The 16,229-nt window shown below is 50.7% G+C and carries 14 protein-coding genes; 9 read left to right on the top strand and 5 right to left on the bottom strand.

All coding sequences use genetic code 11. The features are described 5' to 3' along the window. Positions 1 to 186 precede the first annotated feature (186 nt). The 4 genes from ACYVH9_RS22010 (at position 187) to ACYVH9_RS21995 (ending at position 4,524) form a co-directional block, all read left to right on the top strand. Positions 187 to 1,116 carry a nucleoside hydrolase gene (locus ACYVH9_RS22010; RefSeq protein WP_460638567.1) on the top strand — a complete coding sequence of 310 codons (930 nt, stop codon included), beginning with the start codon at positions 187 to 189 and terminating at the stop codon, positions 1,114 to 1,116. A 205-nt stretch (positions 1,117 to 1,321) separates the two neighbouring features. After that, positions 1,322 to 2,014 carry a porin family protein gene (locus tag ACYVH9_RS22005; RefSeq protein WP_460638566.1) on the top strand — a complete coding sequence of 231 codons (693 nt, stop codon included), beginning with the start codon at positions 1,322 to 1,324 and terminating at the stop codon, positions 2,012 to 2,014. Between the two features lie 190 nt (positions 2,015 to 2,204). Next, positions 2,205 to 3,575, top strand: coding sequence for a D-arabinono-1,4-lactone oxidase (locus ACYVH9_RS22000; RefSeq protein ID WP_460638565.1), 1,371 nt, complete (start codon positions 2,205 to 2,207; stop codon positions 3,573 to 3,575). A gap of 85 nt (positions 3,576 to 3,660) precedes the next feature. Further along, complete coding sequence (locus ACYVH9_RS21995) at positions 3,661 to 4,524, top strand: sugar phosphate isomerase/epimerase family protein (protein ID WP_460638564.1); 864 nt, start codon at positions 3,661 to 3,663, stop codon at positions 4,522 to 4,524. Between the two features lie 629 nt (positions 4,525 to 5,153). Here ACYVH9_RS21995 and ACYVH9_RS21990 read toward each other — a convergent pair. After that, positions 5,154 to 5,423 carry a hypothetical protein gene (locus ACYVH9_RS21990; protein WP_460638563.1) on the bottom strand — a complete coding sequence of 90 codons (270 nt, stop codon included), beginning with the start codon at positions 5,421 to 5,423 and terminating at the stop codon, positions 5,154 to 5,156. 29 nt (positions 5,424 to 5,452) lie between these two features. On the opposite strand from ACYVH9_RS21990, the gene ACYVH9_RS21985 reads away from it, so the two are divergent. Beyond that, positions 5,453 to 6,484 carry a sensor histidine kinase gene (locus tag ACYVH9_RS21985; protein WP_460638562.1) on the top strand — a complete coding sequence of 344 codons (1,032 nt, stop codon included), beginning with the start codon at positions 5,453 to 5,455 and terminating at the stop codon, positions 6,482 to 6,484. After that, complete coding sequence (locus ACYVH9_RS21980) at positions 6,481 to 7,107, top strand: LytR/AlgR family response regulator transcription factor (RefSeq protein ID WP_460638561.1); 627 nt, start codon at positions 6,481 to 6,483, stop codon at positions 7,105 to 7,107. Before ACYVH9_RS21985 ends, ACYVH9_RS21980 begins: the two co-directional genes overlap by 4 nt. A 148-nt stretch (positions 7,108 to 7,255) precedes the next feature. On the opposite strand, the gene ACYVH9_RS21975 is transcribed toward ACYVH9_RS21980, so the two are convergent. Then, positions 7,256 to 7,531, bottom strand: a complete 276-nt coding sequence (locus ACYVH9_RS21975) for a helix-turn-helix domain-containing protein (RefSeq protein ID WP_460638560.1) — start codon at positions 7,529 to 7,531, stop codon at positions 7,256 to 7,258. A 634-nt stretch (positions 7,532 to 8,165) separates the two neighbouring features. On the opposite strand from ACYVH9_RS21975, the gene ACYVH9_RS21970 reads away from it, so the two are divergent. The 3 genes from ACYVH9_RS21970 to ACYVH9_RS21960 all read left to right on the top strand — a co-directional run bounded on the left by ACYVH9_RS21970 (position 8,166) and on the right by ACYVH9_RS21960 (position 12,009). Then, positions 8,166 to 8,405 (top strand): hypothetical protein, encoded by a 240-nt coding sequence (locus ACYVH9_RS21970; RefSeq protein ID WP_460638559.1) that lies wholly within the window; start codon positions 8,166 to 8,168, stop codon positions 8,403 to 8,405. 203 nt (positions 8,406 to 8,608) lie between these two features. Beyond that, a complete protein-coding gene (locus ACYVH9_RS21965; RefSeq protein WP_460638558.1) occupies positions 8,609 to 9,781 on the top strand; it encodes an HlyD family efflux transporter periplasmic adaptor subunit in 1,173 nt (390 codons plus the stop codon). Between the two features lie 68 nt (positions 9,782 to 9,849). Next, positions 9,850 to 12,009 (top strand): peptidase domain-containing ABC transporter, encoded by a 2,160-nt coding sequence (locus ACYVH9_RS21960; RefSeq protein ID WP_460638557.1) that lies wholly within the window; start codon positions 9,850 to 9,852, stop codon positions 12,007 to 12,009. A gap of 346 nt (positions 12,010 to 12,355) precedes the next feature. Here the strand turns inward: ACYVH9_RS21960 and ACYVH9_RS21955 are convergent, their stop codons facing one another. The 3 genes from ACYVH9_RS21955 to ACYVH9_RS21945 form a co-directional block, all read right to left on the bottom strand. Further along, positions 12,356 to 14,767 (bottom strand): M43 family zinc metalloprotease, encoded by a 2,412-nt coding sequence (locus ACYVH9_RS21955; RefSeq protein ID WP_460638556.1) that lies wholly within the window; start codon positions 14,765 to 14,767, stop codon positions 12,356 to 12,358. Between the two features lie 69 nt (positions 14,768 to 14,836). Further along, positions 14,837 to 15,355 carry a hypothetical protein gene (locus ACYVH9_RS21950; protein WP_460638555.1) on the bottom strand — a complete coding sequence of 173 codons (519 nt, stop codon included), beginning with the start codon at positions 15,353 to 15,355 and terminating at the stop codon, positions 14,837 to 14,839. Continuing rightward, a complete protein-coding gene (locus ACYVH9_RS21945; RefSeq protein ID WP_460638554.1) occupies positions 15,355 to 16,224 on the bottom strand; it encodes a hypothetical protein in 870 nt (289 codons plus the stop codon). Before ACYVH9_RS21945 ends, ACYVH9_RS21950 begins: the two co-directional genes overlap by 1 nt. Positions 16,225 to 16,229: the final 5 nt, after the last annotated feature.

The following is a 16,229-nucleotide window of genomic DNA, read 5'->3' as shown; positions in this document are numbered from 1 at the left end:
AAGCTGATCTACCGATTTTGACGAGGGGAAAGTTAGTCTGGCAAATCCGGTTTTCAAAATCCAATTCATTAGAATCGTTCCGTGCGTCTCTTTTCCAGCAAAAGGGCTTCATTTGGACACAGAATAGCTTTTTTAGCACGCATGAATGATCTATTCGGGATATTGGGAATTCTTTGCCTCTTCAGCATGAGCACCATCGTGCCGGCTCCGCCCGTTGAAAAAACCGTACCGGTTATTCTGGACACGGACATGGATTCGGATGTGGACGATGTGGGGGCGCTGGCGATGTTACATACTTACGAACAAACCCGAAAAGCCCGGATTCTGGGCGTTATTGTCACCAGCGACGAAGAATACAGTGCGGCTTGTACCGATGCCATCAATACCTGGTTTGGGCGGAAAGACATTCCCATTGGCGTCAGCCAGCGCGATTCGCTGAAGGCTTTTTCCCGCTATACGAAACAAATCGCGCAACATTTTCCGCACCGCGTCACCAACCGCACGGCGGAGGAATCGACGGTGGTTTATCGGCGTCTGCTCGCCAGCCAGCCCGACCATAGCGTTGTGATTATTACCATTGGGCACCTGACGAGTCTGAGCCGGTTGCTCAACTCACCCGCCGACGCCATCAGTCCGCTGACGGGGCAACAGCTGGTTGCGAGAAAAGTCAGCCGCTGGTCGTGCATGGGCGGCCAGTTTCCGCAGGGAAAAGAAGCGAACTTTTACCGTCCCGATCCCGCATCAACGGTTTTCTGTCTGACTCACTGGACTTTGCCCGTCACCTTTGCAGGCTGGGAAGTTGGCAATATGCTAGTCACCGGGGGCGAATCGTTTAAAGCGCGTTGCTCGCCATCCAGTCCGGTTTATCAGGCGTATCAGCAGTACAATGCTTTCAAAGGACGGGCCAGCTGGGACCAGGTCGCCGTTCTGGAAGCGGTGGAAGGGACCAAGCCGTATTTTGGAGTTGAGTCAAACGGCCATTGTACCGTCACACCGGATGGCCATAACGAATGGAAACCGGCAAGAACGTCGGCAAAAAAACACACTTACCTGACAATTAAAGCCCCGGTTGATCAGATACAGCAACGAATAGAGTCCCTGATGCTGGGCAAATGAGGGGCGCTTTCAAATACGACTGGTGTAGTAACGTCAAAAGTTGCGGCACCGGCCTCCACCTGGTTCTGCCATTCCCCCGAATACCGATTCAATCCTTTTTTGTTACAATTTGTACGGTTGTTCGTCCGGCCCATCCGGATTTTCCTTTCTACAACCAGGCTCAGCCCGCAATTTTAGGGAACGAATCGCTACGAACAACAATACCATGAACATCCGGAACCTCTTCTTTTTTGCGGTCTGCTGCCTGCTCGGCGCGTCAATGGCCCAAGCGCAATCATCGTCCAAACGCTTTTCTCTGGGTCTGAAAGTTGGGGCCAATTTTTCCAGGCTGAACGACCTCTCGTACCAAACACCCCGGCTCGACATGAGCGGTTTGCCGGTTTTAAATGGTGGTCAGATTGTCTATGATTTTTTTCAACAGAATGATGCCCGCACGACGGGGCTTACCGGCGGTTTGTACGCCCGATTTGGCAATCGGTTTTTTATCCAGCCGGAGGTGCTGTTTTCGGTAAAAGGCGGCAAATTCGACATCATTCGCCAGGGACTCGAAACGCTCTCGGTACCGGTAAAAGTTGGCACTATAGACCTTCCGGTATTGGTTGGTTTCCGATTGGGGCCGCTTCGCATCAACGCCGGCCCAATGGCATCGCTTCCCGTACTCGGTGGAAATCTGAAAGCATCCTTCAAGGAATACACGACCCAGCCTTTCAACCAGACCGCGAAAAAAGCGCAGTTGGGCTATCAGGCTGGGATCGGTTTATCACTGGCCGGTATGCAGCTTGATCTTCGGCACGAAGGTGGCTTGAGTAAACGCATCATTCAGGATGTGCATGAACTCACCGATGTTACGTCTTCGCGCTCCAACCTGTGGCAGCTGACAGTTGGGTTTGGCTTCTAAACCGCCCCTTATTGGGGTGCCGTGCTACACCACCGTTCCAGCAAGGTAAAAGGCGTCGTCTGGCAACAAAGGCTTCCTTACATTTCAAGGGGAATTAATCGGTATTAAACTAAATTTTATCTTTAAAAGGTATTTTTTAGAACTAAATCCGTACATTTTCCCCGCTGATTCTATTGAAAGCCCGACCGCTATGAAAAAACGAGCCTTCTTGAAACTATCTTCAACCTTGCTGGCTACTCCAATGATTTCTCCGCTGACAAACTGGATCGCTGACGACAAGCTCAAAAACTGGGCGGGCAATTACCTGTACAGCACCAACCGTTTGCACCAGGCCCACTCGCTTCAGGAGACTCAGGAATTCATCAAAAAGCACGGCAAATTTAAAGTCTTGGGAACGCGCCACTGCTTCAACGGTATTGCAGACAGTACGCAGGAGTTTCTTTCCCTGGTGGAAATGAAGAAAGTACGGGCCATCGACCCCAAACAGAAAACCGTTACGGTTGATGCCAACATGAAATACGGTGACCTGGCCACCTACCTGGATCAGAAAGGGTTTGCCCTGCATAATCTGGCGTCACTTCCCCACATTTCCGTTGCGGGGGCCTGCGCGACGGCCACGCACGGTTCCGGAATCAAAAATGGCAACTTATCAACGGCGGTTGCCGCCATGGAGATTGTGCTGGCCAACGGCGAGGTCCGGACTATTTCCCGAAAAGACGGCGAATTGTTCCGCTCGGCGGTGGTTCACCTGGGGGGTTTGGGAGTCGTCACAGCGGTCACCCTCGACCTTGTTCCCAGTTTCAAGATGCGCCAGTTCGTTTACTTGGATCTGCCGCTGGAGCAACTTAGGACCCATTTTGAGGCCATTGAATCAAGTGCATATAGCGTCAGTCTGTTTACCGACTGGCAAAAAAAACGCATCAACGAAGTCTGGTTGAAAGAACGCATCGGCACTGAAAAGCTGGCCCCGGCCAAACCGGAATTTTTCGGCGCTAAACTGGCAACGAAGAACCTCCACCCTATTGCCGAGCTTTCGGCCGTGAATTGCACCGAGCAAATGGGAGTACCCGGCCCCTGGTACGAGCGGCTGCCCCACTTCCGCATGGGCTTCACTCCCAGCAGCGGCAAAGAACTGCAATCGGAGTACTTTGTTCCCTACTCCAAAGCCGTGGATGCCATCCTGGCCGTTGAGCGCCTGCGCGACCACATTAGCCCGCATTTATTCATTTCGGAAATCCGAACCATCGAAGCGGACGATTTCTGGATGAGCCCGTGTTACAAACAGCGTTCCGTAGCCATTCACTTCACCTGGAAACCCGACTGGCCCGCGGTCAGAAAAGTACTCCCCCTAATTGAAAAAGAGCTGGCCCCGTACCGGGTGCGTCCGCATTGGGGCAAGCTATTCAGCATTACGCCCGGCCAGCTCGCGCAACGGTACGAAAAACTTCCGGAGTTTCGGAACCTGTTGACGCAGTATGACCCAAAAGGCAAGTTTCGAAATGCTTTCCTGGACACGAATATATTTGGCCGCTCCACGCCTTCGTCCCTGCTGGCAAAGTAGAAAATGCCACTCAATTCGTTAAAAAAATAATTTTGCCGTTTGGCTTTTCAGTTTTAACCCTTCACTATTTTCCGCTAGACCAATGATGACAAAAAACCGTTTTGGATTCCTCCTTCTGGCAGGCTTGCTGCTTGAGTTTGGGACCGGATACGCCCAAAAAGGCAAGAAAATTTACACCGCCCCCATCGGTATTCAATCGTACACCTACCGACATAGCTGGCCGAAAGGCATTGTCGCGACCCTCGACACCATCCAGTCGCTGGGCATTACCGAGATGGAAGGCAGCACGCCCAATGGCATCTCAACGGCCGAGTTCAAGAAGTTGCTGAAAGAGCGCAACATCAGCATTCCGGGCACTGGTGCTGGCTACGACCAACTGGTTAAAGACCCGATGGATGTGGTTCAGAAGGCCAAAGAACTGGGCTCAAAATATGTTATGTGTGCCTCGATTCCGCACCAAAAGGGCAATTTTACGCTGGAAAATGCGAAAAAAGCCGTCGAGGATTTCAACCGGGTGGGTAAAATCCTGCACGAAAATGGCTTGACGTTTTGTTATCACAACCACGGTTTTGAATTTCAGCCGTACGAAGACGGAACGCTTTTCGATTACATGGTAAAAAATACGGACCCTAAATATGTTTCGTTCGAAATGGATATTTTATGGGTCACGCACGGCGGAGCCGATCCGGTCAAGCTGCTCAACAAATATGGTAGCCGGTGGAAACTGATGCACCTGAAAGACCTTAAGAAAGGTGTTAAAGGAGATTTAACCGGCAGCACGCCCCTGGAAAACGACGTCATTCTGGGAACGGGCCAGATTGATTTACCAGCCGTGTTGAAAACCGCTAAGAAAGTCGGAGTCAAACACTACTTTATTGAAGATGAAAGCCCCCAATGGAGTTATCAGGTTCCGAAAAGCATTGCCTATTTGAAAAACCTGACGGAGTAAAAACCGTTCGCTTCCAAACCGTGTCTCTGTTCCAGCCCAACCATTCGGAACGGAGACACGGTTTTTTGTTGCTTGAAAACCATGTAATCCGGCCTACTGCAATTCATTAACCTATTGCTAACCAGTAGCTTCAGCCACATACGTCTAATTCCGATGCGATGTCCAAAACACCGAATCCATTATCCGTGTTTAGTAGGAGAACACCGCACAACTAACAAGGCCTGCCGACCATTTAACTTGATTTAGTGTTACGGCGGACAGCTCAGATTTCATCGTATCCATTCACCGTACGCCATTGTTACCAATATCATTTGGAGTGAAAACAGTAGATTCATAAAGCCACCGAACAAACTGGCACAGAGTTTGGGCAGATTTGATTGATTCTTTCCAACAAAACTGTCGAATCTGCTAGCAAAATTTTTTTATGACTACTAAAACTCTTTTCGTCGAATTATTCAATCCAGCAAAGATTGAGAACGTTAAGGCCATAACCAGTACTCATAAAATGGCAAAACACGGTAAACGGAGCCCTTACAAAATGAATCCATACAAAACTGCCCTGTGGGTGTTGATATTGTCGGTGGCTCTCGGCTTCGCCTTTATGTGGGTAAAGGTATTCTCCTCGCTGTTTAGTCCCTGGTTTGAATAGTCAACAGTTTCTGGCGCGGATTTTGCGGGCAACTTTTTGCACCACAACCTCGTGCCTGGTCTCCCCTTTTACTAACCATAAAACGCTCGGTCGGAGTAATTGAACCATTTTTTACTAATCGGTAACTAGCCGGTTTCATTCCTTCGGCGACAATAGTCAAACTCTGGCCCACCGCCGGACTTAGCTCAGACCAACCTTCACCTATACATTTCGCTTTTCTACCGCAATCGTTTTCGCGCGCTTCAATCATTTCGTAGTTTACCGCGGTAACAGACTGCCATGAAACGAACGGTTCCGCCACTCCTGATTCCTATTCTGATTGGGCTGGCATTTTTAGCACTTCCCTACATCTTTGCTCCGGGTGGTTTTCCCGGGTGGGCGAGGCTAACTCACAATCCCCACGAAAGGACGAACTTTTTGTCGTACCTGTTCATGCTGGTCTTTTTCTTCGTCAACTACTATTCCCTAATCCCGAAGCTGTACTTTAAACGTCACTACCTGACCTACGTTGCTGTTGTTGCCGGGTGTTTTCTGCTTATTTTTGTCACCGTTTTACTGCTGGATCGGCACGATCTTTTTTCCCGGCAACCGCCCCTTCCCGGCCCCGGTCAGATGAATCAAAAACCGCCCGTCGGTTTCGAATTAAGTCACGCCTTGTTTCTGTTCCTGGTTGGCATTTTCGTTTCTCTTTTTTTACAGAGCAACAACCGGTGGCGGCAAACCGAGCAGGAAAAGCTGGCCACGGAACTCTCTTACCTGAAAGCCCAGATCAATCCGCATTTTTTGTTTAATACCCTCAATACAATCTATTCGCTGGCCATCGAAAAATCCGACCGCACGGCCGACGCCATTGTGAAACTCTCGTCGTTGATGCGGTACGTTATTCGAGACGCAGGCAGCCACCAGGTTCCACTTGCAAAAGAACTGGAATACATCAGCGATTACATTACCTTGCAGAAACTACGCCTGGATGAAACCGTACAGATTGATTTTTCGATCAACGGACAGCCCAAAGGCGTCCAGATTGCCCCGCTCATCCTGATTTCATTCATTGAGAATGCCTTTAAATACGGGGTCAATCCGGAAGATAAATCGATTATTCAGATTGCCATTACCCTGCAGGACACTACTTTGCGGCTCGTCGCCTTCAATCGGAAGGTCCGCTTTTTTCGCAATGCCGAAACTGCGGGGGGCATCGGGATCGACAACACACGAACCCGGCTTCAGCTGGTTTATCCCGACCGTCATACCCTGGCCATCAACGAAACGGCGAATAGTTTTTCGGTTGACCTAACCATCAACTTGGTATGATCCGAGCCATTGCCCTCGACGACGAACCGCCCGCACTGCGGGTATTGACGCATTTTTGCAGCCTGCTTCCCTTGATAGACCTGCAGAAGACTTTTTTACGCCCCGACGAAGCCCTGCAACACTTGCACGAATCGCCTACCGACTTGCTGTTTCTCGATATCAACATGCCTTCGGTTTCCGGCATCGAGTTTCACAAAGCCATACCGCAGCACCTGATGGTCATTTTTACGACGGCTTACGCCGAGTATGCTGTCGAGGGTTTTACCCTGAATGCGGTTGATTATTTATTGAAGCCTTTTACATTTGAACGGTTTCAGCAAGCCGTTCATAAAGCCAGCGACTACCACCGGTTGCGAAACCGGCCCGAGCCTGGAAAAGAAGCTTATCTGTATGTCCGGGCGGATTATACGCTGCATAAAATTGCCCTCTCCTCGATCCGGTTTATTGAAGGTCTGGACGATTACCTAAAGATTCATATTCAGCATAGCAACCGCCCGATCGTGGCCCGAATGACTATGAAAACCGTGTTGCAAAAGATTCAGGAAGCCGATCCGGAAACCGATCGCTTTATTCGGGTGCACCGGTCTTACATCGTGCCTTTCAATCGGGTTGAACAGGTTTGAAACCGTATCATTATGGTAGGTGACGAGGAAATACCTATTGGAGCGAGCTACGAAGCCAATTTTTTTTTCAAACGGTTTAAGGCATAAAAAAGGCTCCACAATCCTGGTTTTGTGGAGCCTTTTCTTTGGTATGTTAACCATCCCTTTACTAACTGACGGGGCCTTTGCCCAGCACTTTTTCAGCAAAATGCTCATCAGCGATCAGCTTTTTTATGATTTCTACATCATTTCCACTCAGCAGATCGCCGACACTTAGCTGGTAAATATTGGCCAGGTCTTCCAGTTTGTCAATCGACGGACGGGTTTGACCACTTTCCCATTTGCAATAAGCGGGTTGGGTCATACCGATGTTGAACGCGATGTACTCCTGCGAATAACCAAAAAATTGGCGCAGTCGCCGAAGCTTTTCAGATAGGACAGGCATATCTAATTGGGGTTAAAGTTTACTTAAACGTACTACACTGGTATTAAGTAAATACTTCTCTGCATAGTATTCCCTTCGTTATAACTCCGCAATTCATGATGCTTTTCAACAAAACCTACGAAATAACCGTATGTTTTAGATTGCCCGCCCCCTCTTCACTTATCAAACGGCCCGCCGTTCCTGCCAAAAAACCGAAATTTAAGCCCGATTATCGATTTTTAACCGCTCGCTATGAAGCTATAAATGTTAGTTATCGGTTGGTGTTCGCGAATACCCCACCTTTGTACCAGGCAAATAGCGATTGTGCCTAGAGCTCAGCGGAAGCCAAAAAGCTGTAGCCAAGTAGGCACTCAGTGAATGGTAATGGTACGAAAACGATGATTCTTGCCCAATTTAGAGTAGAAGAGTTGTCTCAGGGAGCCCAATGGCTCCCTATCTTTCATACCGGCATAGCGGCCCACAGCCAGGTTAGTTATTAAAATATAACCGATCGTTATAAAGCTATAAAAGCGAGTTATCAGACAGAAACAGATATTCAACAAACTTTGTATCAGTCAAACGGCAGAAGAAAAGCCGCACGATGAGCGAAAGCCGAAAAGCTGATAGAGTAGGCACTATTCACACACGTACGATCATGAAAACGTTCAATCTTGTAGAATTCGATGTTACCGAAATGACTGAGCAGGAATTAGTTCAAACGCTGGGAGGAACCAACACCCCCGCCCCTGCGCCCGATTCCTGTCATTCCTGGTGTGGCCCATCCAGTTCCAGCAGCAGCGAACGAAGTTCTTTTTTAGGGTTGGGATTAAGTATCAACCTCGACCTGGATCTCAGCTTCGAGTCGAGCCGGAACCGCAGTTCGTGGTCGTGCTAACAAGCGGACGATAAGCATAGCCTAATCAGCAGAAAAGAAGTCAACTTGAGGAAGGAATACATTCACTCAACGGGCTGCTTTTCTGCTGATTGCCTTTTGATCGCTTTCATTCCGATTTCTAGATTCCAGAAACAAATGCTCAACCGAGCGGTTCTGTATGAATTCGGCATTAAGTCCGGTATTTCATCTGTCCTTTTTACGTTATGAACGATAACGACTTTTCCTCGAGCCTTATCACGTATTTGCCCCGAGTCAGTGTCCGTAGTCAGCTCATTTACATGACGGTTTTAGGGGTTATCCTGATTACGTTGCTGGCTTTGCCCTTTGTTTACGTCGACGTTTCAGTGCAGGCCACGGGTCTGGTGCGTCCCATTTCGGAGCGCAGTGAAGTAAAAGCCACCACCGGTGCCATTGTAGAAAAAGTATTGGTGAAAGAATGGGAATCCGTTCGGCAGGGCCAGCCGCTTTTTCAGCTTCAATCTGAAGCACTCAATACCAAACAGCGGCTTCTGGATCAGCAGCGTCGGGAAAAAAATGCGTTTATCCGGGATTTACAACAACTCACCAACAAATCCTGGAAGGTAGTTAGTGGGCTATCAGCCCCTTTGTACCGCCAACAATTTGCTCAGTTTCGCGCCATTGTGGAAGAAAGCTGGCATGCGCAGGAAAAACTGAAACGCGAATACCTCACCAGTCAGTCGTTATTCAACCAGAAAGTGATTGCCCGACTGGAATACGAGGATGCGTTGTACGCCCACAAAGCATCGATGGCTCGCTATAATTCGCTTGTTGAACAGCAGCGCAGCGACTGGCAAACCGACCTGACCCAGCACCTTCGCGACCTGACCGGGCTGGAAGCCGAAGCCGAACAACTTCGCGAACAACAGGCGCTTTATGTTTTGAAAGCCCCGGTAGCCGGAACCGCCAGCCAGCTAGCCGGACGTTACGCGGGCAGTTACGTGCAGCCGGGTGACGTGCTGGCCGTCGTTTCACCCGATTCGACGCTAATCGTCGAATCGTACGTTTCCTCCAAAGACATTGGTCTGGTCAGGCCCGGACAACCCATCCGCTTGCAGGTTGACGCCTTCGATTATAACCAATGGGGCTTGCTGACGGGTAAAGTCATCGACATTGCCAATGACTTCACAATGGCAAACAACCAGCCGGTTTTCAAAGTGCGGTGTCAATTGGATCAGAACCACCTTACCCTTCCTAACGGCTACAAAGGCCAACTGAAAAAGGGCATGACGGTTTTGACCCGGTTTAAAGTGACACGCCGGTCTTTGTACCAGCTTCTGTACGACAAAACCGACGACTGGCTTAACCCAACCAATGCCGCTGGTAATGAACAGTTAGCATCCAGCAATCCTCACTAATCGTTTCGGTTGCCCGTTTCGTATCAGTCGCCCAACGGTTTTATCCACATCTCCGTCTTCCAACCACTATGACTTCCCGCACCAAAGTTAAACAACGCGATATTACGGATTGCGGAGCGGCTTGCCTGGCTTCCGTGGCCGCTCATTACCGGCTGTTGATGCCCGTCGCCCGAATCCGGCAACTGGCCGCTACCGATCAAAAAGGAACCAACGTTCTGGGGATGGTCGAAGCCGCCGAAAAGCTGGGTTTTCAGGCAAAAGGCGTTAAAGCCAGCTTCGAAAGTCTATCAAAAGTGCCTCTACCGGCCATTGCCCACGTGCAATTGAACGACGGCGCCCTTCACCATTATGTGGTCGTTTACAAAGTTACCGCGCAGGAAATCACGGTAATGGACCCTGCCGACGGGCAGATTTACCGCAAAACCGTCGACGACTTCAAAAAGGACTGGACGGGTTTGCTGGTTCTGCTCATTCCCGACGAAACCTTTAAAATCGGAAACGAAAAAACGTCAGTCCTGCAACGGTTTGGTCAATTGATGCAGCCTTACCGCGGTATCCTGATCCAGACGCTGTTCGGTGCCTTGATTTATACGATTCTGGGGCTTTCGTCCGCAATTTACGTGCAAAAAATCGTGGACAATGTGCTGGTTAATGGCAATCGCAACCTGCTTAATCTGCTAAGCGTGGTTATGATTGTGCTGTTGTTTATTCAGATTTTCATCAACATCACCAAAAGTTTTTTCAATCTCAAAACCGGTCAGCGAATGGATGCGGCCCTGATTTTGGGCTACTACAAACACCTGATGCGCCTGCCGCAGTCGTTTTTCGACACCATGCGCGTGGGAGAAATCACCTCCCGCATCAGCGATGCCGTTAAGATACGGGCGTTCATTAACGATACGGCGCTGGCCCTGCTGGTCAATGTGCTGATCGTACTATTCTCGTTCGGTTTAATGTTTACGTATTACTGGAAACTGGCACTGATCATTTTGCTGGTGGTTCCGTTATACGCTGCCGTGTATTGGGTCTTTAATCAGTTCAACCAGCGGTATCAGCGGAAATTAATGGAAAACTCGGCGGATCTCCAGGCGCAGCTGGTGGAATCCCTGAACGCCATGCCCACCATTAAACGGTTTGGTCTGGAGCAGCACGCCAGCCAGAAAACTGAAGCCCGGTTTGTGAAGATGCTGAAAACAATCTTTCAGACAGGAACCGCCGGTATCTACGCTGGCAATGCATCGGAATTTATCACCCGGTTATTCACCATTGTTTTGCTGTGGGTTGGGGCTGGTTACGTACTCGACAACGAACTGACACCCGGGGAGCTTCTCTCCTTCTACGCCATTATCGGGTATTTTACCGGCCCGGCCGCCAGCCTGATCGGGGCGAACAAAAGCATTCAGGAAGCCCTGATTGCCGCTGACCGCCTGTTCGAAATCATGGATCTGGAACGCGAATCCGACGAGAACAAAGTACCGCTCAAGCCGGATATGGTGGGCAATATCCGGTTTGAAAATGTTACCTTCCGCTACGGTACCCGAGCCCCGGTTTTTGACGGTTTAACCCTCACCATGCCCAAAGGGAAAATTACGGCGGTAGTGGGCGAAAGCGGTTCTGGAAAGTCAACGCTGCTCTCGCTCCTTCAGGGCCTTTACCCGCTGCAAAGCGGTACCATCCACATCGGCGAATACGACACCAAACACCTGCTCCCCCATAGCTTGCGGGAAGTTGTCAGCGTAGTGCCCCAGAAAATCGATCTGTTTTCCGGTAATGTGATCGAAAATATTGCCGTAGGCGAAGAACAGCCCGATATGCAGCGCGTCCTGTCCATTTGCAACCGACTGGGTATTACCGATTTTATTGAACGGATGCCGAACGGATTTAAAACCCATCTTGGCGAAAACGGCGCTTCATTGTCAGGTGGTCAACGGCAACGTGTCGCCATTGCCCGCGCCCTGTACCGCGATCCCGAAATTCTTATTCTGGATGAGGCCACCTCGGCTCTTGATTCAACGTCGGAGCAATTTGTGCAGCAAACCGTGCAGCATCTTCGAAAAGCAGGCAAGACCATTATCATCATTGCCCACCGATTGAGCACGGTCAAAAAAGCCGACAAAATAGTAGTACTGGAACAAGGAAAGCTCATTGAGGAAGGCAGTCACAAAGATCTGCTTCAGAATGGCAAGGCGTACTCGCAATTCTGGCAGCAACAAACCGAAGTGGTGTAGAGGCATTGTCGATCAATGAGTCTGTCTGCCCGTTCAGACCGTGCCTTCAGGTGATAAACCCCGACGAGGCTGCACAATTATTCACAATCCAACCTCCTATCCTGGTGCGCTTCTTTGGCTTCGTAAATCGATTTGAAAAGCGCGCCAATGACCGGATCAACATCGATTTAGCCTTTTATCAGCAGGCCGTGATGCCAGCATCATTGTTGCTAAAATTAGAGGAGAAATTGCCGTTCCGTCAGCGAACCTTCGGCCGATTTTGATTTCGGTCGCCACATTTCCTGAACGAAACTTTATCGAAAAGGAAATCGCCCTGTCACTTGAAAGCGGCAGGGCGATTTCCTTTTTATTGCTTCACAATCTTCTTCCGAACCACCTGATCGCCGATTCGGACCTCGATCAGATACATGCCACTCGGCGCGGTCCGCAGGTCGAGGGTTCGTTCAAAACCGTCGTCGGATTTTTGAAATTGCTGTTTCTGGATTTCCACGCCGGCTACGTTGCGGATCGACACCGTCAGGAGACCCCGTGCACGATTTCGGAACGTAAGTTTAGCCAAGCCGTCACTGGGATTGGGGGTAATGGTCAGGGATTCGTCCGGCAGGTTCGTCGGTACTTCTGTAATGGTGCCGGGTCGAACAAAAATCCGGGCGGTGGCCGTCGTGTTGCACAAATCCAGACCAGAGCCCGTCACCGTGTACGAGGTGGTTTGCGTCGGTCGGGCAATAACCTGAGCGCCCAAGGTAGTGCTGAGGTTCTGCCCTGTCCAGTTAAAGATGCTGGCTCCCCGGGCATTGAGGGTTACTGCTTCGCCGGGCAGTACAAACTGCTCCGAAACCGTTAACTGTACAGACGGCTTCATTCCAACGGTGGCCGTAATATCGTGGGCCACATTAAGCCCCTGCCGAATCCGGTAGCGTTCCCATTCGCCATTCGCATTTTGCTCCCACGATGTGTTATTCAGCGACTCGCCATCCCGCGTCGTGTACAATGCCACCGTATCACCGGCTGCGTAAGTCAATTCAATACCGATGTGGAAGGGTAAACCGCTCAGGGGCACGTTACGCTCAAAAACCACCCTGGTGGCCCGGTTGTTGGCAACATCGTCCAGAATGGTGCGCAGGGGTACTTCTTTTGTTTCCAATACCGCCCCCGGACCATTCTGGAAGCCCCGGGCGTTCCAGACCGTGACGGTAACAACCGATTCGGTTTCAGCACCTTTGGCCGCTTTGGCCACCCCAAAGCGGAGCGACGCGCTATGCATATTATTATAACTCAGTGAATTGTCAAAGAACTCCGACACCGCTCTGGTTCTGCGGCTGTTCTGCCCGGCCACGTAGCCCGTTCCGCCGGGTTGCCGCAAAACCGTACGGGTTCCGCTGAAATTGGTTTGATCGGCACAAAGCCCCACGTTCAGTACCTCGATGTATTGTTCCCGAACAAGCGGTGTTGAAGTTCCAGCCGCGTTCGCCGTTACCAGCGTCACTCTGAACTTGCCGGGCTGCGAATACGTCACCACCGGATTCTGTTCCGTTGACGTTGCAGGATTTCCCCCTTCAAACGTCCATTGCCAGCTCGTCGGGAAATTGGTGGAAAGGTCGGTGAAACGCACTTGGCCGCCCAGCAGAATTTTCAGGTTTTCGGCCCGGAAGTTTGAGGTTGGACGCGTCACGACCGAAGAACCGCAAACGTTGGAGTTGGTCAGGTTGGCCCGCCGAACCGCAAACTGCATCACTGCCCGCATCCGGGTTTTCTGTCCGCGTGTAAAGATGTTAAAACAGCCATCATCGGAATAGTCCATGTAGTTTTCGACCATGTTGGTTCCTCCGCAGCTAACGCGCCCTTTCTGACAGCCCCGGCTTTCGGATGCCTGCGTCGGCGTGTCGTCCACAAAATCATTCCCGCAATTGGCGTCGCCCCAAATGTGAAACAGCCCCAACCAGTGGCCTACTTCGTGCGTCAGCGTACGGCCCAGGTTGTAGGGGGCCTGCATGACGGGGAAATTTCCCTTTTCGGCATTTCCGAACGATTGGTACCGAATGACCACCCCGTCGGTGCTCCCCGCTCCCATGTTGGACGACAGGCCCGGCAGTGTCGACTGGCTCGGAAACTGGGCGTATCCCAGCAATCGGTCGTCGCTCGGCGCAAAATCCACCACCCAGATGTTAAAGTATTTCTCGGGGTCCCAGTACGTATTGGGTTTCAAAACACCGTCGATATCGGCTTTGCTCCAGGTGCTTTTGCCAAAATTCGCAGCGCCGTTCACCCGGTCGATCCCCCGCTCGGCGATGGTACCACCGGTTGGGTTGATGGCCGCCAGGCAAAATTCAATTTCAATATCGGCGCCCCGGGCGTCTTCGTTGAACCCACGGGTACCGACTTTCCGGCGAAAATCTTCGTTGAGGGTTTCCAATTGCGCCTTCACCTGCGCTTCGCTGATGTTTCGGCCCGTTCCGACGCCTTCGCCGGCGTGAACGACGTGAACCACCACCGGAATGGTCAGAATGGCGTCGGCCAGTCGGCCCGTCCGTTCGAGTTTCTGAATTTGCTCAATGCGCTCCTGAAGAGTTTTTTCAAAAGCCGCCCGACTGCCCATTTCGGGGAATTTGGCCCGCAGGGCACTATCCATCTGCATGGTTGCGCACTGCTCCCGCGCGGGTTGAGCCGCCAGGTGTTGCCAGGCCGGTATTTGCTGAGCCCGTAACGAACCGAACGTGCAGGTGAAAAGACCGAGAGAAAAAAGTATACGTTTGAACATAGAAGCAGTACAGTTTACAACCTGTGACCGATGGGTTGGCAGTTCGGCAAAAAAACCGTTGTTGCAGCTTTACTTCGTGTTGGAATTGAAAGTAAACCGGTAACTGGCGTTAAGTGGATCAACATATATTTTGTCAAAATATATTTCAACCGTCATGGAAGTTTCCGTCAGGTTACGAACGGTGTACGGTAAAACCGATCCCGCAAAAATCGGAATCACAAATTCCAGGGTGGCATTTCCATTGACGAATGACCAAGTGTCTTCAAAAAGCACGGCAGCCTCATTCGCACTGCATTTTGAAGAGCCGTTGTTGTATTCAAATTTATGTTCCGATCCGGCGTAAAATACGTATTCGTCGTCGAGCCGACACGCACTTAAGCCCGCATTCTGAATCGGAATCACACCGGATTTCTGATCCTCATCAATTACTTCAAATGACACCAGACGCCAGACTTTCTTCTCCGTTCCGGTCAGCAATTGACTATAGGTTAACGGCTTGGGTTCCAGTTTTTCGGAACAGCCCGAAAACAGCGCCGTGGCAACCAGCAACAGAACCAGCGATCGGCTGAGTCGTTTTAGCGTACTCATCATTGCGGAGTGTAGGTTAATGGGAAGGAAAGAAGAATGATTGTGTCTTTGTTTGCCTGGGTGGTAAAGGTTGCCTTCCAGCGCAGGTTGAGCGTGATCTGACGGTTTTGCGGATTCCAGGAGCCCGTGCCGCTCAACGTATCACCGCCCAGCTCGGACCTGGATTGAACCGGAATCGTCAGGGTATTATCGCCATTATCAACAAACGTAAACGGCAGTTTCACCGCATTGAACTCAAAGACCTCGGCCAATCCGATGTTCCAGTTGGCAACGGTGTATGTGATGCAATCCGTACTGCTGATGTCGATGTTCGGTACGCTGGCAGTGGCATTGGTCAAATTCAACAGATTCGCATAGTCGCCACGTTGCCGGGCACCCCGGTAAGTCCCGCTGAACAGACAATCATCCTGAATGGTAAACGTGATGCTTTTTCCGAGCAATCCCTGCGGGCCAAAACCAACCCGCAACGACGCGGGTTCTACATCGGTCAGCGTAAAGACGATTGACTGGGATTCGAGGATGTTGTTGGCGTTGTTGATCAGCCGGACTTTGATCTCGCCAAAACTCTCATTGGCCGGAATCGTCACGGTTCCCCGGGTTCCTTCCACGGCAAAATCCTTACCTTCGCGCGCGGTTCCCGAAATGGTGTAACGCACCGTGATAGGCTCCTTCAATTGTGGCCCAGCGTTGTGAACGCGCACCGAAACAAGCTGGTTGTAACTCTCCTTGTACGTCAGTGAAGAATCCGTAAACCGCACAAAATAAGGATCCTGCAAAGTACGATCCATATCCTGCTCCTCACAGGAAACCGCTATCCAACCGATGAGCAGCGCGATTAAACCGGTCAGTAAGTATCGATAATTTTTCATTTTCA

It is taken from the genome of Larkinella harenae, assembly GCF_054780515.1.
Note: the sequence above shows the minus strand (reverse complement) of the source record. Positions and strands in the feature narration are given on the sequence as shown.

Excerpts from the sequence above, each read along its gene's own strand:
- ACYVH9_RS22010 (WP_460638567.1), top strand. The coding sequence starts at position 187 with ATGAGCACCATCGTGCCGGCTCCGCCCGTTGAAAAAACCGTACCGGTT.
- ACYVH9_RS22005 (WP_460638566.1), top strand. The coding sequence starts at position 1,322 with ATGAACATCCGGAACCTCTTCTTTTTTGCGGTCTGCTGCCTGCTCGGC.
- ACYVH9_RS22000 (WP_460638565.1), top strand. The coding sequence starts at position 2,205 with ATGAAAAAACGAGCCTTCTTGAAACTATCTTCAACCTTGCTGGCTACT.
- ACYVH9_RS21995 (WP_460638564.1), top strand. The coding sequence starts at position 3,661 with ATGACAAAAAACCGTTTTGGATTCCTCCTTCTGGCAGGCTTGCTGCTT.
- ACYVH9_RS21990 (WP_460638563.1), bottom strand. The coding sequence starts at position 5,423 with ATGATTGAAGCGCGCGAAAACGATTGCGGTAGAAAAGCGAAATGTATA.
- ACYVH9_RS21985 (WP_460638562.1), top strand. The coding sequence starts at position 5,453 with ATGAAACGAACGGTTCCGCCACTCCTGATTCCTATTCTGATTGGGCTG.
- ACYVH9_RS21980 (WP_460638561.1), top strand. The coding sequence starts at position 6,481 with ATGATCCGAGCCATTGCCCTCGACGACGAACCGCCCGCACTGCGGGTA.
- ACYVH9_RS21975 (WP_460638560.1), bottom strand. The coding sequence starts at position 7,531 with ATGCCTGTCCTATCTGAAAAGCTTCGGCGACTGCGCCAATTTTTTGGT.
- ACYVH9_RS21970 (WP_460638559.1), top strand. The coding sequence starts at position 8,166 with ATGAAAACGTTCAATCTTGTAGAATTCGATGTTACCGAAATGACTGAG.
- ACYVH9_RS21965 (WP_460638558.1), top strand. The coding sequence starts at position 8,609 with ATGAACGATAACGACTTTTCCTCGAGCCTTATCACGTATTTGCCCCGA.
- ACYVH9_RS21960 (WP_460638557.1), top strand. The coding sequence starts at position 9,850 with ATGACTTCCCGCACCAAAGTTAAACAACGCGATATTACGGATTGCGGA.
- ACYVH9_RS21955 (WP_460638556.1), bottom strand. The coding sequence starts at position 14,767 with ATGTTCAAACGTATACTTTTTTCTCTCGGTCTTTTCACCTGCACGTTC.
- ACYVH9_RS21950 (WP_460638555.1), bottom strand. The coding sequence starts at position 15,355 with ATGAGTACGCTAAAACGACTCAGCCGATCGCTGGTTCTGTTGCTGGTT.
- ACYVH9_RS21945 (WP_460638554.1), bottom strand. The coding sequence starts at position 16,224 with ATGAAAAATTATCGATACTTACTGACCGGTTTAATCGCGCTGCTCATC.